Raw genomic sequence first — 22,953 nt, forward strand, 5'->3', positions numbered from 1 at the left:
TGGTGGTAGCATGGACGAGCTAAAGGCTCAGCTTGAGGAACTGCGGAGGAAGCTGGCCCTGCTTGAGGAGAGCGTTGACCCGGTTGACGAGGTCATGCTCTCCATAAAGGAGAGGCTTAGGAAGAAGCTGAGCGACGGCCAGCTCCCGGAACTCGACGAGGAGAAGGCAGCAAAAACCCTCAAAGCACTCGCGAACCCAGACAGGATTAGAATCCTAAAGATGCTATCCAAGAGGCCGATGGGCTTCAAGGAGATTAAGGAAGCCCTCGGCGTTGAAAGTCCAACCGTTTCGCATCATCTCAAGCTCCTCCTCAGGACGAGAATGGTCAGGAAGGGAGACAAGTACGAAATCTCGCCCGACGGACGTTTGTTTTTGCGCCTGCTTGAGATTATAACCGCTTTAGAGGAGGTGGAAGAATGAGCTATCCATTTTATGCTGAGGAGAGCCCGCGCTTCAAGGCCGCGGAGTACCTGAAGAAGGTAACCGCCGTTCTGCTGATAGCTTGGCTGTTCAAGGGGTATCTCGGTCTCGAAAACTACAACCGCTACATGGTCTACGCGATAATCGCGCTGATATTCACCTTCGAGTTGCTGAGCGTTGGCAAATGGGTTGGGGTGACCGTTACGGGAATCGTCTTCGCGCTCGCCAAGGGCTTCCTGTGGACGAGTGTTTTTCTCTACTTCGGCGGGTGGCTTGGAATGCCCGGCGACCTGCACGACTTAGCTGGAAGGGCCTTCGCTTACGCCGTCGTCCTCTCAATAGCGGGACTGCTCATCGGAAAGGGCGAGGAAAAGCGGTTCACGTGGAAGGTCGAGAAGAAGGCCTACGAGTTTGAGGGAGCGAACTTCGGAGACGTGGGACTGAAGGGACGCGGGAAGGCCTATCCGGTCAAGTTCGGAAACAAGAGGGTTGGCTGGGTCATAGACGGTGAGGTGGAGGTCGAGGTGGAGACACCCCTCGGGACCATAAAGAAGGCCCTCTCAAGCCCCGTGGCGGTCTGGGGTGAGCTGACCGTTGGGAAGAAGACGAAGGCGGATGAGAACTTTGTCGCTGAAGCGAGCAGGCTAATCAACCCGGACCGGCTCTACAGGAAGGTGAAGAAGGGCTCAGCGGCGGTGGACCTCGGCATCGTCAAGGTATACGAGGGTGAGAACTTCGAGTACGTCAAGGTTCCCTTCGTGGAGGTCATCGAGACACCCCACGGAGAGGAGGTGAAGATAGGACCCTTCAGAATCCGCGATGGAAACCCGAGGAAATCGCCACGGGATATGCTTACGATAAGGGAGCTCCGCAACGGCTTCCAGCTCACAAAGGTTGGCGACCGGCTAAAAATCCAGACCGACGAGTTCTCCATTGAAGTCGATGGGGATAGGGTTGTTTACAGGAGCGGAAACGAAACGCTCAGCCTCGGCGAAGCCGTCTCGCTTCGCTCCGGGGATATCTCAGTCACTGTCGGCAAAGGACGGGCAAAGATACGCATCGAGGACGTTGTAATCTCAGCCAGGAACGGGATCATCAAGATTAGGGCCGGCGGCAGAACCCACACTATAGAGAACGACGAAGCTTACCGCCTAGTGGTCAGGAAGGCGAAGGAGATAGTGGACGAGCAGAGCGCCGGCCTCATCGAGGGGCTCGGCGTTGACAGGACCATGCTCACGCGGCGCGTTAAGGAGCTCCTCGACGAGCTGATGAACTACGTGGGGTGAGGGTATGGAGCCGGAGAAGCATCTCAATGGCGCCGAGGAGGCCCTCTTCGACTTCCAGCCCGGGCCGCTGGAGGGATGGCTGTGAAATTCGAAGACGTCAGGGAAGTCTGGATGAAGCTCGTCGATGCGGATGTGGATGTACTGCCTTCATCCGACGGAACGGTTTACGTTGAAGCCGCGCCGGAATCGGCGTTTTCCCTGAAGGAACACTCCGGGAAACTCAGCATCCTTACATCCACCTGGTGGAAGCTCAGAAACCTTCCGAGGAAGGACAAAGAGCGCGTCCGGCTGGTCGTGAGAGTTCCAGAGGGCGTGGAAATATCGGGGGGCATGAAAAGGGTCTCTCTGCACGCCGAGGGGACGAGCTTCGGCTCCCTTGCTGTCGGAGAGGCCACCGCGGAGCTCAGGGACTGCACCGTTAGAAAACTCGCCGCTGGCTTCACCCGGCTCAGCGGCTCCCTTTACGTCTGGGAGAAGACGAAGATAGCACTCTCCATGGGGAGCCTTGAGCTCAAGGTGCTTGAACTGGAGGCACCAATCGACGTCTCGGTAGTTATGGGCTCCCTCAGGCTGTCCCTGCCCGAGGACTGTGACGCTTTTGTGGATGCTGTCGAAAACATCGACGGGGTTATTCTAAACCCCAGACAGCTCTTCGGGAGCGGTGAACACAGGATTAGGCTCTCGAACATGAGGGGAACAATCGTGGTTGGTACCTGGGGTGATGAAAATGATGTTTGAAAACGTCCGGGAGGTTGACCTGAAGGCCACGAACGGTCGGGTTGAGATTGAGGGCTGGGATAACGACCACGTTGAGGTTCACTACGTCAAGCACGGCGAGGTGGAAGTGATAATCGAGAACGAAAACGGGAAGCTCGTCATAAGGGAGGAGCCGAAGAGAAGGTTCAAGTTCATGGGCATCGTCAAGGCCAAGGAAGGCTGGGTCGAGATGGAGCTCAAGGTTCCAAAGGGCGTCCCCGTCAGGGCCAAAAACGTCAATGGAGAGCTCATGGCTGAAGGAGTTCGCTTTACGGAAGTGACCACGGTGAACGGGGAGATAAAACTGAAGAACTGCGAGGCCGAGCTGATAAAGAGCGTGAACGGCGAGATAGAGGCCCGCCTTCCCGTTGCCGGCCCTCTGGAAGTTTCCACTGTGAACGGGGACATAACAGTGGCCGTTGAAGAACTTGAGGGGGACGTCTCGGTGAACTGCGTCAACGGCGACATAACCCTTCAGCTAACGGAGTTCTGCGACGCGAGGGTTGAGGCGAAGAGGGTCAACGGTGACGTGGAGCTGGTCGGGATTCCCGACGGCGTTATCGGAACAGGGGACTTCCTAATTCGGGTGAAGGCCGTGAACGGAGACGTGAGGGTCGAGCTGGTTTGATTCTTTAATTGTTTGATTACTTAATTCATCAATTAAAGAGTTAAAGAACGCGGTGGTCGGTATGGAAAGCTCCAGAGGCCTCGGCCGGAACTTCTGGCTCTTCGCCATCGGTCGCTTTATCTCCCAGCTCGGCTGGGCGGTTCAGGACGTCGCTCTGCCCCTCTACGTGCTCGACCAGACCCACAGCGGTTCGATGATGACGCTCTTCATTCTCGCCGAGATAATTCCCTCAATCATTGTCATGCCCTTCGCCGGCGTCGTCGGCGACCGCTACAACAGAAAGTGGCTCATGGTCGGCTTCGACCTGCTCAGGGGAGTTCTCCTCTTCGGCGTCATAGCCTTCAACTTCCTTGGCATCTACCAGCTCCTCGCCGTTCAGGTCGTCATGGCAATCCTCGGCTCGTTCTTCTCCGCGGGAACGGGGGCGATGTTCCCGGATTTGGTGGATAAGGAGCTCCTCGAAAAGGCCAACTCGACGGTTGCCTCGCTCACAATAGTGGCGCGCCTCCTCGGGCCTGCCCTTGGCGGTTTAATCTATGGAATCGGCGGGATTAAGCTTGCAATCCTGATAAACGCGGCCAGCTTCTTCGGCTCGGGTCTGTTTGAGATTCTCATTCGCTACGAGTGGAAGGCGAAGCCGATTGAGGGACTCGGCCAAGTGTTGAGCGACATAAAGGAGGGTGTCCGCTTCATATTCAACCACAGCTACCTTAAGACCCTGATGACCTTCGCGATATTCATGGGAATCTTCGGGGCGCCCTTCGGAGCAGTGCTTCTTCCCTACGCGATGAGGGAAGTGCTCAAGTTCACGAGCGTCCAGTTTGGCCTCATGGAGAGCTTCTTCATGGGTGGGGCCCTGCTCGGAAACGTTATCATAGCGGTTAAGTTCGGCAAGAAAGCCGGGCGCTTCCTCTTCAGGGCGATGTTCGTCAACGGCCTCGTGATGATGGTGTTCGTCTGGTTGATATCGCCCGCCTCTAACCTGGACAGAAACGGGGCCTTCGCCCTCCTGATGGCCGTTGCAATCGTCATGGGGGTGGCCGAGGCCTTCATAGACATTCCGATACAGTCGAAGATTCAGCGCGCCGTTCCGAGTGAGGTTCGCGGTAGGGTCTTCTCAGCCCTGGGAATCCTCACGAGGATTGCCACTCCCCTCGGCCTCGTCCTCGTCGGTCCCCTTCTGAACATCTACCCGGCGTGGCTCGTGGCGTTCGGGATGTGGTTTGGTATGGCCGTTGTGGTTGTCTACTACTGGGTGAAATACCGGGATGTCCTTCTAAAAGATGTTGGCGGGCCACTTGAGGGAGAAGTGATGAATCCGAGGCCGTAAAACTTTTAAATACTTTTTGTAACTTTTGTTGACGAGCTCGTGGGGGTGGTAAAATGAGCGCGGTTGACCTCGTGATGGGTAAAATACTCACGGACATGCTGGAAATCGACGGGGTCATAGGAACGATAGTGGTCGACAAGGACGGCCTCGTCATCGAGTCGGCGATGAAGAAGAACCTTGACCGCGAGGCCATTGCCGGGGTCCTCCACGAGCTCGTTTCTGCCATAAAGCTGATGGGCGACCAGTTCGGGGCAGGAGAGCTCAAGGAGGCCATTCTCGAGTTCAAGAACGCCAGGATGTTCACCAACCCGATAGGAAGCGACTACTACCTGATAGTCATCGGCGACGCCGACCTCAACCTCGGCAGGATGAAGCTTGAGCTCAGGAAGGTCCTTCCAAAGCTCGAGGAGATGCTCTACTGAGGTGGTCGCCATGCCCATCCGTCTCCTTTCCTTTTTGTGGAAGGACAAACCAGAAATCTATGAGATGGTCATCACCCAGGACGGCCTCAGCCTTGAGGGCAACGAGAGGCTCGGGGCGCACATAGAGGACGTTCTGCACTATATCGAGAAGAAGGCTGAAGAGCTGGGCCTTGAGGGGAACGTAGAGGTCTTCATCCGCAACGGGAAGAAGGTGATAGCGATAAAGCGAATCGGCGGGCTCGGAGTTGCCGTCGTCAGCCCGAGCCTTGAAGAGGCCGAGAAGGCATTGAAAGACGTGGAAAGCAGGGCAAACGAACTCCTCAGCGACCGCTACAAGGAGGCTATTGAGGAGTACCGGCGCTCTATCTGACCTCCTTCAGCTTCCCCTCGCGCTTCTCTATAACGCGCGCCATCACGAAGAGCAGGTCGCTGAGCCTGTTGAGGTAAACCAGAGCCTTTTCCCCTATGCCGACCTCAAGGTAGAGCTTCGCGACCTTCCGCTCTGCCCTTCGCGCTATCGCCCTGCAGACGTCGAGCTTCGCACTCGCCACCGTTGAGCCAGGCAGGACGAAGGCCCTGAGCTGGAGTTCGTCTTCGTACTTCTTAGTGAGCTCCTCAAGCCAGCGAATCTCATTATCCCCGACCTTCGCGTACTTTCCCTTGCTCGCGAGTTCTGCCATCAGGTCATAGAGCTGAACCTGAACCTTCTCGAGAATTTCAACCATTTCATCAGGCACGTAGTGCTTTGCCTCGCCGATGAAGCTGTCGAGTTCGTCAATCGTTCCGTTTGCCTCCATTATCATTGAGTTTTTGATGATTCTCTCGCCGGTGAAGAGGCCGGTCAGGCCTTTGTCACCCGTCTTAGTGGTTATCGGCATGTTACTCACCGGTGTTTTTAACTTTTGGATGTTTATTAGGCTTCCGGAAGGCTTTTTAAGGAGACGGCTGAAGACGAGCGGGTGATGCCATGTCGAATAAGGGCCTCTGGTCGCTGGTGATAGTTCTGCTTCTGCTCGGAGGTCTCGTCGTCCATCCCGTCTTTGCCCAGGACACCCAGTACGAGGTCAAGGTACTTAGACTCTCGCCGAGCGACGATACCTATGTCAAAAACGGCAAATACAGCGAGAACAACTACGGAACTGCCTACAAGCTCTACGTTGGAAACTACAAGGGAAACGTTGAGAGAATCTACATTAAGTTCGACCTCGGGGAGCTGAAATCAATACTGCCACAGGGGGCAGAAATCGTCAGCGCCACCCTTCACATGTACACTTACCACGGCACGAACGAGGAAACGATTCGTGTCGATGCCTATGAGGTTCTGGATGATTCATGGAGCGAGAACTCGCTCACGTGGGAAAACCAGCCCGCCCACGGTAGCCTCCTCGACAGCGTGGCGGTTGGACCCCAGGGTGAGGAGTGGTCCGTTTGGAACGTCACCTCCTTCGTGCGCTCCAAGCTCAGCGGGGACGGAAAGGTCAGCATTGCCCTCATAGCAGAAAACGAAACCGAGATATCGGACTCGGCTGGCTACACCTCAAAGGAGAGTAAGTTCACGAACGACCACCCGTACCTGGAGATAGTTTACAGGGTGCCGGTTGAGAAGAAGGAACCGCTTCCAAAGCCCAAACTGGGAACGAGGGGACTTGGGCTCAGTTTGTACTACTCCAGGGAATACGCGGTGTATAAGTCAACTTTTGAGGACCTCGTAACGACGGTTTCAACCCTGCTGGGAGAGCTCAAGGCCGCAAACGCAACAATTCCCGAGAGCCTCATGGAGGAGATTGAAAGTGTGAACCACACGATTGCGGAAATCCAGAAGGAGTACTCCCTCTATGAGAACTTCTCCATTGAGGCGCACTCCAAAACTCCCCTCCTATACGTCCCTGCGATGATTCACATACGACGCGCCACGGTTCTCTTAAAGTCTACCCTGCCAGAACTCCGCACACTCGCCGCCGAGCTGAAAGACCTCTACAAAAAGGTTAGCGAAAGCCCCAGCACTCCCGTTTCGAACGAGACCGGCCAGACCTCGACGAATCAGACGACGGAGAACGTGACAGCGCCTTCTAACGTCACCTCCAATCAAACGACCGTCAGCAACGCGACAGCGACCCACGTGACCCGTGTTCTCATAGACCTCTCGCACGGCCAGCACTACTTCACCAAATACGGCTTCAAGGGCCTTGTTGAGGACATAAAGAAGCTTGGCTGGAACGTCAGCGTTACCCACTCTCCGCTCACCTACGATGAGCTGAAGAAGTACGACGTGGTTATACTCGCCAATCCCGGAACGAAGTTGAGCAACGAGGAGATAAGCGCCCTCAGAAAGTACGTTGAGGAAGGAGGGGCCCTTTTCGTGGCCGGCGACTGGTACAAGTACCTCAACCCGACCCTCAACGAGCTCCTCGAGGGTACTGGCGTTCAGTTTGAGAAGACCGAGCTCATGGACGACGAAAAGAACAGTGGAAGGCCCTACTATCCGTTCGTTGGAATCTACAACAGGGATTGCCCTGTAACCAAGTTCATTCCCGAGGACTGGAGGATGTACTACAACGGTGACACCCTCAACGTTACCGGCGATGCCGTATGGATAATCCGGGGCTACAAGAGCTCCTACACGGTTGACGCCACCAAGAACACAGTTCACGAGAGGGGAAGCGAGCCGGTCGTTGCGGCGGCAGTAACCTTCGGAAAAGGTAAGATAGTAGTTTACGGCTCGAGCAAGGCCCTGAGTGATGCATACTATGGCAAGTACATCAAGAGCAACTGGCCGTTCATCAAGGGCGCTCTCCTCTGGCTCGTCGGGGAGGAGAGCTGATTTCCTTCCTTTTCTTAAATTTCCCTCGGCGGGACGAGAATTCCAAGTTCGGTTATTATGCCCCTGATGTATTTCCAGGGCGTGATGTCGAAGAGGAAGTTTCTCACGCGGTAGCCCTGCCTCGCGTAGGGCCTCTCGAGGATTTCGACCTCGTCGCTCTTGAGTTCTGGGTGGAGCTTGAAGCTCTCGGTTGCGACGTAGAAGGGAACGCCGTTCTCGTGGCACGCCAGGGCGAGGAGGTAGGTACCGGCTTTGTTCACAACCGCCCCGTCGCGCGTCACGTTGTCCGCTCCCACAAGGGCTATCGTGGCGTTCCTCGCGAAGAGGCCGAGCTGAGAATCCGTTATGACCTCGAAGCGGATTCCTTCCCGTTCGAGGGCGCTCGCCAGCGCTATTCCCTCGTAGTCCGGGGCGCTCTCGGTGAGGATTACCTTGAAGTTCACCCCCTTGGCCTTTGCCGTCCGGAGTATCTCGAAGACCGCCGACGAGAAGGAGTGCGTTATAACCGTGTCGCCGTCCTCTATCAGCTCGCTACCGATGTTGCCGATTGTCTTCTTTGCCTCGTCAATCAGACGGAGGAACTCTTCCGCCCGGGACTTGACGAGAAGGGGGTTGTCTGTTACCGGAATGAAGCGCGAGAGGTTGTAGAGCGAAGCCATCGTTGGGTTTATCCTTGGAAGCTCGTGTCTGAGCTCGATGAGGGCCTTCCTCAGCTCGTCGCCCTCAAGAAGGTCTGCCAGAATCAGGTAAGCTTCCGCTCCCCGTCTGGCCATCCAGCTCGCACCGCGTATCCTCTCGGCGCGGAGTTCTTCAAGAACGGATTTGACCTCTGGCGGAAGCATTTTGGACCCTCACGGCACGGTTCTGTCGGGATGAACAACCATGCCGCTCTCCGTTATCTCGTAGGGCCTTATGACGTTGTCGAAGCCGCTTCCGCGGAACTTGGTGATTTTGATGGCCCTCATCAGCTTTCCATCGCGCTCGAGGAGCTTCATCTCGATGACACCGCTCACAAGGTACTCCTCGATGTCGGTCCTTTCGAGCTCTGAGGTTATAAGGACCGTCGCCTTAAGACGCATCATGCTCTTGACGAATGTCAGAAACGCCCTGCGGTAGTCAATCTCGTCTTTTGTGGCGAGCTTCAACATCGTTATCGGGTCAACTACCACCCTCGAGTAGCGCCTGACCCTGAACTGCTCCTTTATTGATTCGGTGAGCTTGTTGAGGTTCTTGGCGAAGGTCTCAAAGAAGTCTTCAACCAGAACGTAGTGCTCGGTTGTTGGGGTTGCGTCTATGAGGGTGAAATCCTCGTGGTAGACGTCGAAGCCCATTCTCCCAAAGTCCTCCCTTATGTTCTCCGCCGGCTCTTCGAGGGTTATGTAGAGCACACTCTCCCCGTTCGCCACTCCTGCCATCGCAAAGTGCATTGCTAAGGTCGTCTTTCCGGTTCCGGGTGAACCTTTAACGAGGTAGACCCTTCCTGGAATCAGCCCACCGTGAAGCATCACGTCAAGCCCAGGAACGCCCGTTGAAATTCTCCCCGCAACCATAGTCTCTCAGCCATAATTTTTAACGGCGTTCCCAATATAAGCTTATCTCTTTCCGTGGAGGCCGAATACCTTTCGGAAGAACTTTGAAAAAAGGAAGGGGCGAGAAAGGGAGGACTAACCCACGTGGAAATCATGAGAGAGCCTTGAGCACAAAGGCGAGCAAATCCGTTAGTTCTTTCGCCCTCGTCTCGGGTGAAGCGCCCATGTGTCCGCTCTTGGTCTCAACGCGGAGGTAAACCGGCGCTCCAAGCTCCTTCAGCCTCAAGAAGAATTTGATAGCGTGGGCGGGATGCACGCGGTCGTCGTGGAGGCCGGTGTAGATGAGCGTCGGCGGGTATTCTGCCGGCCTGACGTTGTGGTATGGAGAGTACTTCAGCAGGAACTCCCTGTCCTTCTGGTCATCGGGGTTGCCGTACTCCGGAACCCAGACGCTGCCGATGTAGAGCTTGTGAAAGCGCATCATGTCTATGACGGGGTAGCCTATCAGTGCCGAGTCCATTACGTCCGGCCTCTGGACGAGGGTTGCCGAGACTAAGAGGCCGCCGTTGCTCCTCCCCCACGCCGCTACCCTATACCCTTCCTTCTTCAGCTTCTCAAGGACGGCTATGAAGTCGTCGAAGACGTTCTGCTTGTTCTCCCTCATTCCTGCCCTGTGCCACTCCTCACCGTACTCGCTTCCGCCGCGCAGGTTGGCCATTCCGAAGGTTCCCCCGCGCTTTATGAAGGGAATTGCCTGCGGGAAGAACCTCGGCGTCAGTGAGATGTTGAAGCCCCCGTATCCGAAGACCCAGGCTTTCTTCTCATCTTTCTCGCCCTTAACGAGGAAGTAGTGAACCCTCGTCCCGTCCTTCGAGACCGCGAAGTCCTCCTCGACCCTGAAGCTCCCCTCGATTTCTTGCCCCTCGACGAGCTTGAGCTCTCCGTCGAACTCGTAGAGCCTGTAGGGAACCGTGAAGCTCTCGTAGCGGAGTAAAGCTCTCTTTCCATCGGTATCGAGCGGGTAGACGCTCCCAGGGAGGTCAAAGGTTATCTCGTCGAGCTTTTCTCCGTCGAGCGAGTAAACCTCAAGCCTGTGACTTGCGTGCACGAGCCTGCCCGCAAGGATTTTGTTCCCGACCAGAACGGCCCACTCAAGAGGGAACTCACCCTCAGGGATTACCTCCTCGACTTCTCCGTCCCTGACCGCGATGAGCTTTCCTAATCCTTTTCCCTCCCTCGTCAGGAGGTAGAGCTTTCCATTGATTACGTCAACCGGCTCGACCGGAACCTCAGCGGAGTAAACCTTCTCCCACTTCCCTGGCTCGTCTATAGGACCGACGTAGATTTCCGCACTGTTCCAGCCGAAGGTTACCGTGACCATCGCCCACTTTCCGTCGGTGCTCTTCCTCAGCGAGATGAAGTAGCCGGAGCCGAGGCCCTCTCCAAAGACGAGTTTTTCTCCGCTCGCATCCTTCCGGAAGAACCTCTCAGCCGGAGCCTTGATTCCGTCAGGCGTTTCCCCGTGCCTGTAGAAGCGGGCGAAGTAGTAGCCGTCATCGAGGAAGGTGATGTTCCACACCGACGGCCTGAACTCCTCGATTAGCTCGCCGGTCTCGAGGTCGATGATTCTCGTTATCCCCTCGTCGGCACCGCCTATCGAGAAGCTGTAGGCCAGAAATCTGCCTTTTCTGTCCGCAGTGAAGCCCTGAAGGAGAACCTCGTCGTTGAGCTCCGTTTCAAGCTCCTTCGAGTCAACTATGACTTCTCCACCGAGCCACCTGATGATTTGCCGGTTCCTCTCGCGGTACATCGATATAACGCCTTTCTCCGTCAGCTTCGCAGAAACAAGAGTTGGAATCGAGTAGTACTCCCAGACCTCGGGGAAGAGCTCGTCGCTCAGCTCTCCTACGAACTCTCTGAAGCGTCTGTTCTCCTCCTCGACGAGCTTCAGAACGCGCTCGTCCTTCAGGTTCTCGGCCCATATGTAGGGGTCTTCCATGAAAATCACCGTCTTAACGTTCGGCCCAGGCCATAAAAATCTTTCGTTGTTCCGAGTAAGGAACAAAAAATTTAAAATTTTGGAACAAATGTTCAACCATGAGCAGTGAAGATAAGAGGTTCATGCGCCTGGCGCTCGAACTGGCGAAGCGCGGTGAGGGCTGGGTCAATCCAAACCCGATGGTAGGAGCGGTTATCGTCAAGGACGGGGAGATAATAGGCGTCGGCTGGCACCGGCACTTCGGCGAGAAGCACGCGGAGGTTAACGCCATAGAGGACGCGAAGGGCAAGGGGCACGACGTGAGGGGCGTAACTATGTACGTGACGCTCGAGCCCTGCTCCCACTGGGGGAAGCAGCCGCCATGCGCCGACAGGATAATCAGGGAGGGCTTCAAGCGCGTCGTCGTCGCGATGGTCGATCCCAATCCCCTCGTCTCGGGAAGGGGAATCGAGAGGATGAGAAAGGCTGGAATAGAGGTAGAAGTCGGTCTGCTTGAAGACGAAACCCGGAAGCTCAACGAGATTTTCATCAAGTACGTGACGAAGAAAATGCCATTCGTCTCAATCAAGCTCGCCATGACGCTGGACGGCTTCATCGCGACGGAGACCGGCTCCTCCCAGTGGATTACCGGCGAGAGGGCGAGGCTTAAAGTTCAGGAGCTCAGGAGAAGGCACATGGCGATAATGGTCGGCTCTGGAACGGTTTTGGCCGATAACCCGAGGCTCAACTGCAGGCTGGAGAACTGCCCCGAGAAGGTCAAGGTAGTCCTCGACCGCTCCGGCAGGGTTGCAGGGGCGATAAAGTCCGGGAGGAAGTTCCGGCTTTTTGAGGACGGCAGGGTCATCTTCTTCACCGAGAGGCCGGAGCTCTTCGGGGGAATAGCGGAAGCCTACCCTATAACCGAGCCCGGGGAAATCCTCAGGAAGCTCGGTGAACTCGGCATCGACAGCGTCCTGATTGAGGGTGGAAGGATAGCCTGCCAGTTTTTAAGCTACGCGGACAAGTTCTACCTCTTCTACGGGCCGAAGCTCTTCGGAAGGGGAATCAAGCCCTTCGAGTGCCTGAACGTTAGGGACGCGAACGAGGCGCCATTGCTGAGGGTTGACTCAATCGAGAGGCTCGGCGAGAGCTTTCTCGTAACGGCTTACCCAGGTGGTGGAGATGTTCAGCGGAATCGTTGAGGGAACTGGAAGGGCCCGCTACTCGGCGGGAAAGCTTTACGTTGAGCTTCCATTCGAGGTCAAACCGGGCGACAGCGTAGCGGTGAACGGGGCATGCCTGACCGTCGTAGAGTTCGATGGAAAGAGAGCGGTCTTCGACGTCGGCGAGGAGACCCTGAGGAGGACCAACCTGCGCGAGGCAAAGCTGGTGAACCTCGAGAGGGCCTTGAAGCTTGGGGACAGGCTCGACGGCCACATAGTTACGGGCCACGTGGACGGGACGGTTCGCTTCATCACCGCGCGGAGGAGCGGAAACACGACCTGGATGGCCTTCGAGATGCCCCGCGAGAGGTGGGGAGTTGCTGAGAAGGGCTCGATAGCGCTCAACGGCGTTTCTCTAACCGTCGCGAGGGTCGAGGCGAACCGCTTCTGGGTTCAGGTCGTTCCTTATACGCTTGAAGTGACGAACCTCGGCTCCCTGAGGCCCGGAGACAGGGTGAACTACGAGATTGACGTTCTGGCGAGGTACGTAAAGCGCATCTTGACGGTTGGTTTCATATCCGGCTGATTTTTTACTTTTTGCTTTTAACTTTGTGTTTACGAAATTCTTTTAAATTTGAATTATTAATCCAAATTGAAACCCTTCGGAGGTGGTATCTTTGGACCGCCGATGGGTTGGAGTTCTGGTGCTCCTTTTAGTGTTAGCCCTCCCAGGTGCCGCCGCATCCTCCTTCCCCTGGTCAGGGTTCCCCGTCCCGGGAGCGAGCGTCGGAGCGTATCCAATCCGCCTCGACGGCGTTGAGCAGAACGGAAACTTAGCAGTCGTCACGTGGGATGTCCCGCCGAACTGTTTGAGTGGCTACGGAACCGTCCTCGTAAGCAGGGACGGGAGCAGCGTCAGTGAGCGCGTGAGCCTCGGGCGCTTAAAACCCTGGGGCAAGAAGGTGGCCGTCTTCTTCAACGTTAGAGAGCCGATTTACGTCAAGCTCCTCATCACCGCGGGAAACGGCGTTTTCATGAGTTCATGGGTAAGGCTTGAGCCCTCTTATGGGCCATACACCGTCCCGGCGGCTTACGGAACCATCAGCAGGGAAGTGAGACCGCAGTTCATTCCCGCTTTGATTGGGGCGATAGTCATCGTGGGAACCACCGTGTGGAACCTGTACGATATGTACAAGGCGTGCACTAAGTACGGCGTCGATTCCGTGGAGTGCAGGCTTCAGGGTGCGTTCGTTGTGGTGGGCCTCGCTCTCTCTGGCGAGGAGGACGGGTTTAAGATTGTCTCGAAGCTCGGCGAGAAGTTCGGAGTGTCCGAGAAAATTTACAGCGTTCTCAAGCGGGTGGGGGTAGTAGATGACGAGGACAACGTTCTTAGGAGGTTCTTCGGAATCTTCGATGACGTAGTCAAACACGGCGATGACGCCGCGGAAGCCCTCGACGACCTCGCTGAGGCAGGCGTTTCAACGGAGGCAATTGAGGAAGCCGTCAATGAGGGCGTTTCACTAAGCGCGCTCAAGGATGTTGTGGAGCACGGCGCCACACCGAAAGAGGTTGCCGAAGGAATTCAGGAGGCTAAGCGCGTCGTTGCCAAACATGCCCTTGACGAAAGGATTACCAGCAATGGGCTGCTGTACGTAGTAGGGGAAGTCAACGGTTACGCCGTGGGCGTAATAGGGGACAGCGAAAGCGAAGGCCTCATCCACATACTCCTGAGGCACGTCTGGGGGTACAAGATGACGAGTCCGAGTAACCCCATTACAACATTCTGGCCTTTGGGTCAGCGGATTGTCGTGAATGGCGAGGTTAAGCAGCTTCCCATGGTCTTTGACAGTGAGGGGGAGCTGATGGAGTTCCTTAATGACGTGCTGAAGAAGGCGCTTGAGGATTCGGATTACAGAAAACAATTCTTTAAGAATGGAGTACCCAACAAGAACTTTAAAATTCTGGTGGACCTTAAGAAGCTTGGAATGCATGTTGACGGCATTGACGTGGTTAAGCTGGAGTTCAAGTTCGAGGATGGGGCGTTTGTCTTGAAGACGGCATATCCTAAGGAGGGTTGGGCGGTTGAGACGTTTATCCCTGGTAACGGGGGCTGGCAGTGAGGTGGTGAGAATGTGGGTTACGGTGAAGGGAGAACACCTAACAGTGAAGATAGACCTTGACAGGTATGACCCCTCCCCAAATCCCTTCCTTTTGATTTTTACTGTCGATGAACATATACTCTTAGGAGCCTGCTGGAAAGGAAAAATAGACGGAGATGAGTCAAACGTTTACGGGTTTTTTGAGAGTTTGTTAACTGCCTGCTATTATTTTTTACAGCCAGAACACCCGCACGTTCAGGAAATAACTAAATTCGACAAAAAGAATGCGAGGAGGTATGGGTTTGAGTTGAAGGATGAGGTTGTGGTGTATCAAGTGCCTGAGGGGTCGAGTCTTTACTACTTCTGCTCAAACGGAAAAACTGCAAGAATTTACTACCACAATGAGCTCCTTGAATTCACGAATTGCCCTGAATTCAAGGGCAGGCACAAGGGTGTTGTCGAGCTTCCCCTTAAAGAGTTCGTTGAGGACGTTTTGAAAATCAGCCGGGAGTTTTTGGAGAAGTACGCTCCGCTCATCGAAGAAATCCTGCATAAGCATGGAAAATGGTTCGATGACTACGACTTCCTCCAAAAGTTCTATCGCGAAGTGGAGGAGCTGTACAAGAAGAAGTTCGGGTCAGAAAATCGTCGAGCCTAAAACTGGAATGGTCGTCCAGCTTCCAAAAGTCTTCAGGAACGAGGAGGAGCTGGTGGAGTTCCTTGATGAAGTTGTGAAGAAGGTGCTCAAGGATCCAGATTATGCGAGAAAGTTCAATGGTGGGGGCAAGGTTACATTGACTGTCAATCTTAAAAAGCTCGGCATAAATGTGGAAGGTATTGACCAAATTGAATTAGTATTCCTGAAGGAGAAGGGCTCATCTACCATATACTACCTGAAGACAGCATATCCTAAGAAGGGCTGGGCTGTTGAGACGTATATCCCTGGAAGGGGCGGCTGGCAGTGAGGTGAAGGGAATGTGGGTCACCATGAAGGGAAGGCACTTGGAGTTGCGGTACGAGATCGGGTACTTCAAGGACGTAGAAGTGTGGAATCCCTTCCACCTTCTAATTTTTATTGACGGCCACACGCTGGTAGGATACGCATTCAAAAAATACAACTGCAAGATAATGGGAGAGGGAGGAGACCCGTACGGTTTCTTTGAGGACATTCTATATTGCCTTAACTTCATGCTCGATGAGAGAGAAGCGCTTGGAGGGGGGAATTATATCGGTGATCTCAGAGAGGAGGCTAGGATGCTTGGGTTTGTTGTTGGGGATTCGACGAAGCTTTACTGGTCGCATCTTGGGGCGGCTTATTCGAGGACGATTCTTGAGCTTGATGGTGAGCTTTTGAAAGTCCATTATTATAATGACTTGCTCAGTTACACTGACTGCCCCGAGTTTGAGGGCAAGCATAAGGGTACTGTCATCATTCCTTTCAGTGAGTTCGTTGAGGATGTGCTAAAAATGGCCAAGGAGTACATTGAGAAGTGGTTCCCAGTAGATGCTAAAATCAGGTTTGATGTGGATGATGACTTCACTCCAGAGGATTATGAGGACTGGAGAAGTCATATAGGCAAACTCCTCGAGCATGTTGAAAAACTTTATCAGAAAAAGGCGAAATGAGACTGGCTTCAATTCAGCTTCAGCTTTGAGGATGGGAAGTTCGTGCTTAAGACAGCGTATCCGACGAAGGGCTGGGCTGTGTGGGAGTATAACAGGTATCTTGGGTGGGGGGGTTAAGAGATGATTGAGTATTTTGATTTGAAGGGGAGGCACATGTTCGTAAGGGTCTGGACTGAGTACGTACCCTCCCCAGACCCCTTCACTTTAGTTTTTATCATCGACAACACAATACTCCTCGGAACCTGCTGGAACAACAAACTAGAAGGAGCTGCTGTGGCTGTTCATGGGGTTTTCCAGGAGTTGTTGATGGCCAGCAGTCACATGTTGAGGCCGGATGACCCGGAGGTTCAGAGGTATTCCCAGTCTGAGAGAAATATTGCCAAGTGGGATAAGTTCCAGCTGGGAGATGAGCCGGTAGTGTTTAGGACGACTCTTAATTCGGAGGGGGGTGCATTGTACTACTTCTGTGCCACTGAAGACACTGCAAGGATTTACTATTACAATGACCTCCTTAAATTCACGAATTGTCCGGAATACAAGGGCAAGCACAAGGGTGTTGTCGAGCTTTCCCTTAAAGAGTTCGTTGAAGATGTTTTGAAAATCAGCAGGGAGTATCTGGAAAAGTACGCTTCAGTCATCGAGAAAATCAGGCTTGAGCACGGGGAAGAGCCGGACGATTATGACTTCCTCTGGGAACTCTACAGGGAAGTGGAGGAACTGTACAAGAAGAAGTTCGGACTAGATTCATGACTTTCTCTGCTGGTGGATGGAAGGATGCTGGACAGGGCATTGTCCGGCCCCAGCTACAGCGATGTTGGGCCTTCCGGTCCAACAGTACTGTGATGGGCATAATAGTCCGTCGGTTTAATGTGTACCTTTTTCTTTTGAAAGCCTCGCCCTAAAGGGTGGGGGAGGTCAGTTTGGGGGCTTCCTCGTCCTGGACCTCGTCGTCCAGCCTGGGTGATTTTTCCATTTTTGGAACAAATCTTTAAAAATGATGTTCTTTTTACGGAACATGATGCCCATGAACCTTGAAGAAATCCGGAGGGCAATCCTCGACGGAAAACCCGTCGTGCTGGTGGACGATAGAAGGGAGTTCGAGGCCGATTTGGTTTTTCCGGCGGAGCTTGCCTCTGCCGAGGTTGTGAACTTCATGCTCTCTGCCAAAGGCCTCCTATGCCTCACGATGGACATGGACGAGGCCCTGGGGAAGGGCTTCTTCCGCCTGCCGAGCAAAGAAGGTGAGACGAACTTCCTCGTTCCCGTTGACTACAGGGAAACCTTCACGGGCATAACAGCGGAGGAGAGGGCGTTAACAGCCAGAAAGTTCGCCAAGGGGCTGGGGGTTGAGGCCTTCCACTACCCCGGCCATCTGCACCTCCTCGGCGGGATAGGGCTCAACAGGCGCCGCGGGCACACCGAGAGCTCGCTCGAGCTCATGGAGTTCCTCGGATTCAGACGCTACGCCCTGATAATCGAGATTCTCGACGAGAATGGCGACTCTCACAACCGCGGGTACGCCCTCAAGTTCGCCGAGGAGCACGGCCTGCCGGTTATCACGACGGACGACGTCTGGAAGGAGTTCGTGAAGAGGAAGCAGCTGATTAGAGTCTACGCCAACGCAAGACTGCCGACCCGCTATGGAGAGTTCAGGATAATCGCCTTCGAGAACGAGCTGGACTTCAGGGAGCACGTCGCGATAGTCAAGGAACCATACGGCGACGTCCCGCTCGTCAGGGTGCACTCGAAGTGCCTCACCGGCGACACGCTCGCCTCCCTCAAGTGCGACTGCGGGAGCCAGCTGGCCAATTCGCTGAGGATGATAGCGCAGGAGGGCGGAATACTGCTCTACATGGACCAGGAAGGGCGGGGAATCGGCCTGAAGGAGAAGGTTAAGGCCTACGAGCTCCAGGACAGGGGATTGGACACCGTTGAGGCCAACGAAGCCCTGGGCTTTAAGGCCGACGAGAGGACCTATGAGGCCGCCTTCCAGATGCTTCGCGCGCTGGGCGTTTCAAGGATAAGGCTCATAACGAACAACCCGGCGAAGGCCAGGGCCCTGGAGGAGTTCGGGGTTGAGGTGGTTGAGGTTATCCCCGCTCTGGGGGAGGTCACCGAGCACAACAGGCCCTATCTTAGGGTCAAGACCGAAAAGCTCGGCCACAGGCTTCCTTTTGAGGTTTAGGGGGGTGTTGCTGTGGAGGTGAGGACGTTTGAGGGGAGTTTCAAGGGGGAGGGTCTCAGGATAGGCGTCGTGGTGGCGCGGTTCAACGACCTCCTCACGGAGGAGCTCCTTAAAGGTGCCCTTGACTGCTTCGAGAGGCACGGCGTTGAGAGGGTCGACGTCGTCAGGGTTCCTGGTTCCTTCGAGATTCCGCTGATGGCCAAGAAAATGGCCGAGAGTGGAAACTACGACGCGGTCTTGGCTTTGGGGGCGGTCGTAAGGGGCGAAACGATGCACTTTGACCTGGTCGCCGGCGAGGTCGCCAAGGGCGTCGCGAAGGTCTCGCTCGACACGGGCGTTCCGGTCATCTTCGGCGTCATAACGGTTGAAGACGAGCTCCAAGGGCTGGACAGGGCCGGAATAAAGGCCAACAAGGGCTTCGAGTACGCGATGGCAACCCTTGAGATGGCAAATCTGGGGCGCTCGCTGGGCATATTCGGGAAATAATCCTGTATATTGGACATTTTTTATAACTTTGGACATTCTTGTATACATGGAAATTCTTATAAGATTGTGCGAAAATATGCAGATTGCCGCATGCAAATCCAAGGAGGTGCTTAAGAGTGCGCAGGTTTGCATCCGTTTTGTTGATGGTAGTGATGCTTTTGGCCCTCGTGCCGCTGTTCCATCCATGGGCGGGGGCCGCCCCAAGTGAGCCCATGAGCGTCCAGCACAGGGACTGGGGCACTGGGGGAGAGTTTGACGTCCAGCTCAACCTCGGGGGCAAGTATGACTGGAGGGTCTACGTGAGGCTTGTGGGCGCCAACGTTTCCGGCCAGTGGAGTGTTGAGAAATCGAGCTGGAGGGGCTGGACCGTTTTCACACCCCTAAGCTGGAACCGCGGACCGTACGCGAGCTTTGGGTTCCTGTACTCGGGACACCTGAAGAACGCAACTTTCGTTCTTGTCGTTAACAACGAGGTCTGGGCTGTGTGGCCGAAGGGTGCACCAGTTCCGCCCTTAAGCCCAGGTAACGGTACGAACCCGTCCCCCTCCCCGGTCACGGGTTCTTGGGTAAACGTCACCAACCCCGATAACTCAACATCCCTCTACGTTGCCTACAAGGTCGCGAGCGACAACGGGTCAGTTTTGACGGTTGATATTCGTCTCGCCAACCTCAACAGGAACTACACGTGGGACGGCTACTGCTTCGACCTCAGGAACATCAGCTTCGAGACGAACGGAAGGGTTCTCTCCGTCGAATACGCGGACGGGGAGAGCCCGAAGTACCACATCAACGGCAGTCGTGTGACCCTTGATCTCACTTGGAGAAGTGTCTTCCCCCTCAACACCTCTGTCACAGTAGTCGTCAGGATCGCGAAGTCCGGCTCTGATCCGGTTCCCCACAACTTCAGGATAAACTACCTCCGCGGTCCCGTCGTCTATCCGAACATCGGAAGCCTCCCCGCGAGCTGGAAGCCGGGCAACTTCACGCTCTCCGATCTTATCGGCAATCCCTCAGAGTACTACAGCCCAAACTTCACGCCTGAGCTCAACGGGGTTATCGTTTACCACCTGCCCAGCAGGACGCAGATAATTATAGGCCTCGCCAACATAACCTACCCTCTCAACCTCGCCCACGGTGCCAGGATGTGGGTTCCGAACAAGTACTTCGCCATGGGACTTGCACTTGCGTACGCTTGGTTCAGGATAAACCCCAACTATCTTATGGCGCTCGCCGCCAAGGAGAACTGGGGAACCGCGGTTACAAAGGACCCCTCCTTCAAGGGATTCAACGTCACAATCAACGGCCAGACTTACCACTGGCCTGTTCTCATAGACCATCCGGACGGCATATTCCAGATTGAGAGCGAGAACTTCATTCAGCTCACCAAGTACTACCCGGACCTGTTCCCGACCAACGCCTCCCACAACGCCTACCTTCAGGTCTCCCTCAACCCAAAGAACCCTGCATGGATACGCTCACCCATAACCGCCGCCATAAGCCTGACCATGGAGCGCGAGCTCCTTTACGCGGCAGTTGGCGAGAAGTACAACGAGTTCCTGCGTGAGGCTAAAGACCCGTGGGCCGAGACTGAGATACTTGACTACGGATACAACAGGGGCATGGGCTCTGTCGCCGCTCTCAAGGTATTCTCAAGCAACTGGGAGAAGGCCGTAAACGCACCTGTCCTGTGGAAGGCCCTCAACATGGAGGGCTTCGGCGGCCACGTGCCGACCGTCGTCAACATAACTGCAACGATGGACATGGAGACAAAGGACGTCTACGACGCCAACATAACGTGGAGCGACATCGTGTACTTCTTCAACATTGTCCGCACCAGCTTCTTCAGGGAGGAGGCAATAAACCAGGAGCAGTGGGACGAAATTATGGAGAACGTCCACCGGGCCTACGAACTCCTCTCACAGCACTGGGGCGGCGACCACATCTCCTACCGCTACGACTTCCTCACGATACTCAGGGTCGCCATGAAGTTCTGGCCCAAGCCCCTCATACCGAGGCCGACGGGCGACGACTGGTACTACCAGGCCAGCAACTACAGCCCGTGAACTTCCCATCCCCTCTCCCCTTTTACCACCCCTATCGCGAGCACCTTCTTCTCGAAGGGAAGCTCCAGAGCCTTTCTCGCAAGCTCCTCGGCGCCTTCAAAGGCCGGAAACTCAAGCTCGGTGAAGCCAAGGTTGTACGTTGCCGTGACGAAGGCCTTCCCTTCCCTCAGCTTCAGCTCCCTCACCCAGAACTCCTCTTTTCCGGCGAATCCGAGCCATCCTCTGCCGTTTCTCCCCACGATGCCCGCTATCCTCGGCGTGCTGTATTCATCTCTCTCGTAGTCGAGGGCATCAAGAACGTGGATTAGGGCCTTCTTCGGGCTTTCCCACTCGAGGGCCGGGGCTATGAAGTCCGTCTGGAGGCCGTTCGTGACGACGGCGTATTCGCGGAGGAGCCTCACCACCGGATAGCTCACGTAGGGGTTGTCCGTCTTCGTTAGGTTCTCGATGTAGACGGCGTTTCCCCTTACGATTGCCCTCCTCCTCGGAAAGGAGCGGGAGCAGAGGAGGTAGAAGGCGAAGGGCTTCCCCCTCATCAGCCCGACCCCGAGGGTTCTGCCAGTGTAGGTCACGTTACCACCTCCCCGAGCCGGTCTTCATCGATGGCCAGCCTGATTTCCCGCGCTATCCTCCTCCCGACGCTCATGGGCTCGTCCCAGTAGAGCCTTCCGTACCAGTGGAGGGCGTTCGAACCGCCGTCGATGCGCGAGGCGAAGCCTATCGCCCTAAATCTACCGTCGTAGGCGAAGTGGAGCGCGAAGGGGCCGATGATTCCGGGCGGTTCGAGCTTCTTCATGGCTTCCACGAATGCCAGACCGTAGTCGTAGAGCCTCGGAAGGAGTGACTCCCTCAAAGCGACGCTAACGTTTCCCGCTATCGTGTAGGGGAGCGGTTTCACCGGCCAGCGGGCGTTTCCATCGGCTATAACAACGCGCTCGTCGACGCCGAGGAGTTCGAGCCTTTCCAGAATCGGAGAGTAGAAGAGGTGGACGTAGAGGTAAACGCCCGGGACGAACTCCTCTATCCTGTGGGGTTCTTTAAGCTCCCTTAACTTCCCCTCAAGCTCCTCTCCGCGCGCTATGAAGTGCCCGCTCCCTCCCCTCGGCCCCTCAAGGCGGACGAAGTAGAGCTTCCCCGGTTCAACTTCACTAGGCTCGATGACCCGAACCCTCGGAATTCCCGCCTCCTTGAGAGCTTTATCCTGAAGTTCAAAGCTGGTTTCCCACTTGAGGAAGCGTCTGTTGCCGAAGAACTTTGTTTTAGCTCTCTCTATTCTCTCAAGGCCGAGGTAGGCCACGAAGGAGCCATGGGGGATTACTATTCCGTCGTCGTCGAGAATCGCGCCCATGTCTTCAGTGACCACAAGCTCGTCCGCGAGCCTCGTGGAGGCGTAGAAAGCTTTTCTTTCGGGCTTCACGTAGAGTCTCGTCCTGAACCCCTCGTCTCTGGCCCCGAGGAGAATCTGAAGGGAGGAATGAGACGCTATCGTCGAGATTATCATCCAACCACCTCCGAGAGTTCCTCGCGCGTCAGAATCCTCCCGTTCCTCGCGACGCGCATGGTATCCCCGCTCAGCTCGTCTATGACGATTAGCTCGCCGTCAAGCCTGCCGAACTCGAGCTTAAAATCAACGAGCTGGAGGCCCTTCGAGGAAAAGAACTCCCGCAGGATTCCCGCGACCTTTCTGGTGGTTTTCTTCATCGCCTCAACCTCTTCTCTGTTCGAGATTCCGAGGGCAATTACTGCTTCCTCCGCTATGAGGGGGTCGTCGAGCGAGTCGTCCTTCAGGGTGAACTCTACTATCCCAAGCCTCTGGAACGGCTTCACCCAGCCTTTGTAGCGCCGAAGGAAGCTCCCATAGGCCAGCTCGCGGTAGATGACCTCCAGCGGAATCCTCTCGGCCTTCAGGAAGCGGACTTTTCTATCGTCAATCCTCTCCACGAAGTGCGTCTTTACGCCGTTCCCCTCAAGCAACCTGAAGAAGAACTCTGTCTGCTTCAAAATGAGGCTTCCCTTCCCTGCTTTCTCACCGATTACCTCGTTGCCCCCGCTGTCTTCCCTGCCTTCCCTTCCGAGAACGGCGTCCTTGAAGTGGAAGATGAGGTAGGGGCCGTCCTCGTAAACGTCCTTCGTCTTGCCGGAGTAGACGAGCCTCAAGCT

General features: G+C 55.3%; 25 protein-coding genes. 18 read left to right on the plus strand and 7 right to left on the minus strand.

Features of this window, described 5'->3' with window-relative positions; genetic code table 11:
* Positions 1-10 precede the first annotated feature (10 nt).
* From CS910_RS06990 to CS910_RS07020, 7 genes are all read left to right on the plus strand, one after another.
* Positions 11-421 (plus strand): ArsR/SmtB family transcription factor, encoded by a 411-nt coding sequence (locus CS910_RS06990; RefSeq protein WP_014121890.1) that lies wholly within the window; start codon positions 11-13, stop codon positions 419-421.
* Positions 418-1,707 (plus strand): hypothetical protein, encoded by a 1,290-nt coding sequence (locus CS910_RS06995; RefSeq protein WP_099210625.1) that lies wholly within the window; start codon positions 418-420, stop codon positions 1,705-1,707. The genes CS910_RS06990 and CS910_RS06995 overlap by 4 nt, the downstream gene beginning before the upstream one ends.
* A gap of 81 nt (positions 1,708-1,788) precedes the next feature.
* Positions 1,789-2,445 (plus strand): DUF4097 family beta strand repeat-containing protein, encoded by a 657-nt coding sequence (locus CS910_RS07000; RefSeq protein WP_099210627.1) that lies wholly within the window; start codon positions 1,789-1,791, stop codon positions 2,443-2,445.
* Positions 2,435-3,091 (plus strand): DUF4097 family beta strand repeat-containing protein, encoded by a 657-nt coding sequence (locus tag CS910_RS07005; protein ID WP_173866277.1) that lies wholly within the window; start codon positions 2,435-2,437, stop codon positions 3,089-3,091. The genes CS910_RS07000 and CS910_RS07005 overlap by 11 nt, the downstream gene beginning before the upstream one ends.
* Positions 3,092-3,152: 61 nt before the next feature.
* Positions 3,153-4,421 (plus strand): MFS transporter, encoded by a 1,269-nt coding sequence (locus CS910_RS07010; protein WP_099210629.1) that lies wholly within the window; start codon positions 3,153-3,155, stop codon positions 4,419-4,421.
* A 53-nt stretch (positions 4,422-4,474) separates the two neighbouring features.
* The gene (locus tag CS910_RS07015; protein WP_042689568.1) at positions 4,475-4,843 is read left to right on the plus strand and encodes a roadblock/LC7 domain-containing protein; all 369 of its coding nucleotides are present in this window, start codon (positions 4,475-4,477) and stop codon (positions 4,841-4,843) included.
* Between the two features lie 10 nt (positions 4,844-4,853).
* Positions 4,854-5,213: a hypothetical protein gene (locus CS910_RS07020; protein ID WP_099210631.1), complete on the plus strand. Its 360-nt coding sequence runs from the start codon at positions 4,854-4,856 to the stop codon at positions 5,211-5,213.
* Here the strand turns inward: CS910_RS07020 and CS910_RS07025 are convergent.
* Positions 5,206-5,721, minus strand: coding sequence for a cob(I)yrinic acid a,c-diamide adenosyltransferase (locus CS910_RS07025; protein ID WP_099210633.1), 516 nt, complete (start codon positions 5,719-5,721; stop codon positions 5,206-5,208). The two genes, CS910_RS07020 and CS910_RS07025, sit on opposite strands and share 8 nt — an antisense overlap.
* A gap of 89 nt (positions 5,722-5,810) precedes the next feature.
* Between CS910_RS07025 and CS910_RS07030 the strand changes: the two genes are divergently transcribed.
* On the plus strand, positions 5,811-7,664 hold the full coding sequence (locus tag CS910_RS07030; protein ID WP_099210635.1) for a DUF4350 domain-containing protein: 1,854 nt from the start codon (positions 5,811-5,813) through the stop codon (positions 7,662-7,664).
* A 14-nt stretch (positions 7,665-7,678) separates the two neighbouring features.
* Here CS910_RS07030 and CS910_RS07035 read toward each other — a convergent pair whose 3' ends face one another.
* From CS910_RS07035 to CS910_RS07045, 3 genes are all read right to left on the minus strand, one after another.
* Positions 7,679-8,506, minus strand: a complete 828-nt coding sequence (locus CS910_RS07035) for a translation initiation factor eIF-2B alpha/beta/delta subunit family protein (protein WP_099210637.1) — start codon at positions 8,504-8,506, stop codon at positions 7,679-7,681.
* A 9-nt stretch (positions 8,507-8,515) separates the two neighbouring features.
* Positions 8,516-9,214, minus strand: a complete 699-nt coding sequence (locus CS910_RS07040) for an RAD55 family ATPase (RefSeq protein WP_099210639.1) — start codon at positions 9,212-9,214, stop codon at positions 8,516-8,518.
* 130 nt (positions 9,215-9,344) lie between these two features.
* Positions 9,345-11,192, minus strand: a complete 1,848-nt coding sequence (locus CS910_RS07045; protein ID WP_099210641.1) for a prolyl oligopeptidase family serine peptidase — start codon at positions 11,190-11,192, stop codon at positions 9,345-9,347.
* A 98-nt stretch (positions 11,193-11,290) separates the two neighbouring features.
* Here CS910_RS07045 and ribD point away from each other — a divergent pair, with 98 nt between their 5' ends.
* From ribD to CS910_RS07095, 10 genes are all read left to right on the plus strand, one after another.
* The gene (ribD, locus tag CS910_RS07050; protein ID WP_099210643.1) at positions 11,291-12,373 is read left to right on the plus strand and encodes a bifunctional diaminohydroxyphosphoribosylaminopyrimidine deaminase/5-amino-6-(5-phosphoribosylamino)uracil reductase RibD; all 1,083 of its coding nucleotides are present in this window, start codon (positions 11,291-11,293) and stop codon (positions 12,371-12,373) included.
* Positions 12,354-12,920 carry a riboflavin synthase gene (locus CS910_RS07055; protein WP_099210645.1) on the plus strand — a complete coding sequence of 189 codons (567 nt, stop codon included), beginning with the start codon at positions 12,354-12,356 and terminating at the stop codon, positions 12,918-12,920. Before ribD ends, CS910_RS07055 begins: the two co-directional genes overlap by 20 nt.
* Before the next feature lie 82 nt (positions 12,921-13,002).
* Entirely contained in the window at positions 13,003-14,454 is a 1,452-nt protein-coding gene (locus CS910_RS11985) for a hypothetical protein (protein ID WP_223211940.1), read from the plus strand.
* Between the two features lie 10 nt (positions 14,455-14,464).
* Positions 14,465-15,091, plus strand: coding sequence for a hypothetical protein (locus tag CS910_RS07065; protein WP_099210647.1), 627 nt, complete (start codon positions 14,465-14,467; stop codon positions 15,089-15,091).
* Between the two features lie 52 nt (positions 15,092-15,143).
* Positions 15,144-15,398 (plus strand): hypothetical protein, encoded by a 255-nt coding sequence (locus tag CS910_RS07070; protein ID WP_223211941.1) that lies wholly within the window; start codon positions 15,144-15,146, stop codon positions 15,396-15,398.
* Positions 15,399-15,408: 10 nt separating this feature from the next.
* Positions 15,409-16,059 (plus strand): hypothetical protein, encoded by a 651-nt coding sequence (locus tag CS910_RS07075; protein ID WP_099210651.1) that lies wholly within the window; start codon positions 15,409-15,411, stop codon positions 16,057-16,059.
* A 120-nt stretch (positions 16,060-16,179) separates the two neighbouring features.
* Complete coding sequence (locus tag CS910_RS07080; protein WP_099210653.1) at positions 16,180-16,809, plus strand: hypothetical protein; 630 nt, start codon at positions 16,180-16,182, stop codon at positions 16,807-16,809.
* Between the two features lie 274 nt (positions 16,810-17,083).
* Complete coding sequence (locus CS910_RS07085) at positions 17,084-18,244, plus strand: bifunctional 3,4-dihydroxy-2-butanone-4-phosphate synthase/GTP cyclohydrolase II (protein ID WP_099212466.1); 1,161 nt, start codon at positions 17,084-17,086, stop codon at positions 18,242-18,244.
* Positions 18,245-18,256: 12 nt separating this feature from the next.
* Positions 18,257-18,730: a 6,7-dimethyl-8-ribityllumazine synthase gene (ribH, locus tag CS910_RS07090; protein ID WP_099210655.1), complete on the plus strand. Its 474-nt coding sequence runs from the start codon at positions 18,257-18,259 to the stop codon at positions 18,728-18,730.
* A gap of 116 nt (positions 18,731-18,846) precedes the next feature.
* Positions 18,847-20,793 carry a hypothetical protein gene (locus CS910_RS07095; RefSeq protein ID WP_145955378.1) on the plus strand — a complete coding sequence of 649 codons (1,947 nt, stop codon included), beginning with the start codon at positions 18,847-18,849 and terminating at the stop codon, positions 20,791-20,793.
* Here CS910_RS07095 and CS910_RS07100 read toward each other — a convergent pair.
* Genes CS910_RS07100 through CS910_RS07110 form a run of 3 tightly spaced genes read right to left on the minus strand, consistent with a single transcriptional unit; the run spans position 20,781 to position 22,950 of the window.
* Positions 20,781-21,365, minus strand: a complete 585-nt coding sequence (locus CS910_RS07100; RefSeq protein ID WP_099210659.1) for an IMP cyclohydrolase — start codon at positions 21,363-21,365, stop codon at positions 20,781-20,783. The two genes, CS910_RS07095 and CS910_RS07100, sit on opposite strands and share 13 nt — an antisense overlap.
* The gene (locus tag CS910_RS07105; protein WP_099210661.1) at positions 21,362-22,294 is read right to left on the minus strand and encodes a formate--phosphoribosylaminoimidazolecarboxamide ligase; all 933 of its coding nucleotides are present in this window, start codon (positions 22,292-22,294) and stop codon (positions 21,362-21,364) included. The genes CS910_RS07100 and CS910_RS07105 overlap by 4 nt, the downstream gene beginning before the upstream one ends.
* Positions 22,291-22,950 (minus strand): phosphoribosylaminoimidazolesuccinocarboxamide synthase, encoded by a 660-nt coding sequence (locus CS910_RS07110; protein WP_099210663.1) that lies wholly within the window; start codon positions 22,948-22,950, stop codon positions 22,291-22,293. The genes CS910_RS07105 and CS910_RS07110 overlap by 4 nt, the downstream gene beginning before the upstream one ends.
* Positions 22,951-22,953 lie beyond the last annotated feature (3 nt).

The organism is Thermococcus henrietii (genome assembly GCF_900198835.1).
In the GTDB taxonomy this organism is placed as follows: domain Archaea; phylum Methanobacteriota_B; class Thermococci; order Thermococcales; family Thermococcaceae; genus Thermococcus; species Thermococcus henrietii.

Excerpts from the sequence above, each read along its gene's own strand:
- CS910_RS07080 (WP_099210653.1), top strand. The coding sequence starts at position 16,180 with ATGATTGAGTATTTTGATTTGAAGGGGAGGCACATGTTCGTAAGGGTC.
- CS910_RS06995 (WP_099210625.1), top strand. The coding sequence starts at position 418 with ATGAGCTATCCATTTTATGCTGAGGAGAGCCCGCGCTTCAAGGCCGCG.
- CS910_RS07020 (WP_099210631.1), top strand. The coding sequence starts at position 4,854 with ATGCCCATCCGTCTCCTTTCCTTTTTGTGGAAGGACAAACCAGAAATC.
- CS910_RS07065 (WP_099210647.1), top strand. The coding sequence starts at position 14,465 with ATGTGGGTTACGGTGAAGGGAGAACACCTAACAGTGAAGATAGACCTT.
- CS910_RS07040 (WP_099210639.1), bottom strand. The coding sequence starts at position 9,214 with ATGGTTGCGGGGAGAATTTCAACGGGCGTTCCTGGGCTTGACGTGATG.
- CS910_RS07010 (WP_099210629.1), top strand. The coding sequence starts at position 3,153 with ATGGAAAGCTCCAGAGGCCTCGGCCGGAACTTCTGGCTCTTCGCCATC.
- CS910_RS07005 (WP_173866277.1), top strand. The coding sequence starts at position 2,435 with ATGATGTTTGAAAACGTCCGGGAGGTTGACCTGAAGGCCACGAACGGT.
- ribD (WP_099210643.1), top strand. The coding sequence starts at position 11,291 with ATGAGCAGTGAAGATAAGAGGTTCATGCGCCTGGCGCTCGAACTGGCG.
- CS910_RS07085 (WP_099212466.1), top strand. The coding sequence starts at position 17,084 with ATGAACCTTGAAGAAATCCGGAGGGCAATCCTCGACGGAAAACCCGTC.
- CS910_RS07075 (WP_099210651.1), top strand. The coding sequence starts at position 15,409 with ATGTGGGTCACCATGAAGGGAAGGCACTTGGAGTTGCGGTACGAGATC.
- CS910_RS06990 (WP_014121890.1), top strand. The coding sequence starts at position 11 with ATGGACGAGCTAAAGGCTCAGCTTGAGGAACTGCGGAGGAAGCTGGCC.
- CS910_RS07055 (WP_099210645.1), top strand. The coding sequence starts at position 12,354 with ATGTTCAGCGGAATCGTTGAGGGAACTGGAAGGGCCCGCTACTCGGCG.
- CS910_RS07015 (WP_042689568.1), top strand. The coding sequence starts at position 4,475 with ATGAGCGCGGTTGACCTCGTGATGGGTAAAATACTCACGGACATGCTG.
- CS910_RS07030 (WP_099210635.1), top strand. The coding sequence starts at position 5,811 with ATGTCGAATAAGGGCCTCTGGTCGCTGGTGATAGTTCTGCTTCTGCTC.
- CS910_RS07045 (WP_099210641.1), bottom strand. The coding sequence starts at position 11,192 with ATGGAAGACCCCTACATATGGGCCGAGAACCTGAAGGACGAGCGCGTT.
- CS910_RS07025 (WP_099210633.1), bottom strand. The coding sequence starts at position 5,721 with ATGCCGATAACCACTAAGACGGGTGACAAAGGCCTGACCGGCCTCTTC.
- CS910_RS07035 (WP_099210637.1), bottom strand. The coding sequence starts at position 8,506 with ATGCTTCCGCCAGAGGTCAAATCCGTTCTTGAAGAACTCCGCGCCGAG.
- CS910_RS07105 (WP_099210661.1), bottom strand. The coding sequence starts at position 22,294 with ATGATAATCTCGACGATAGCGTCTCATTCCTCCCTTCAGATTCTCCTC.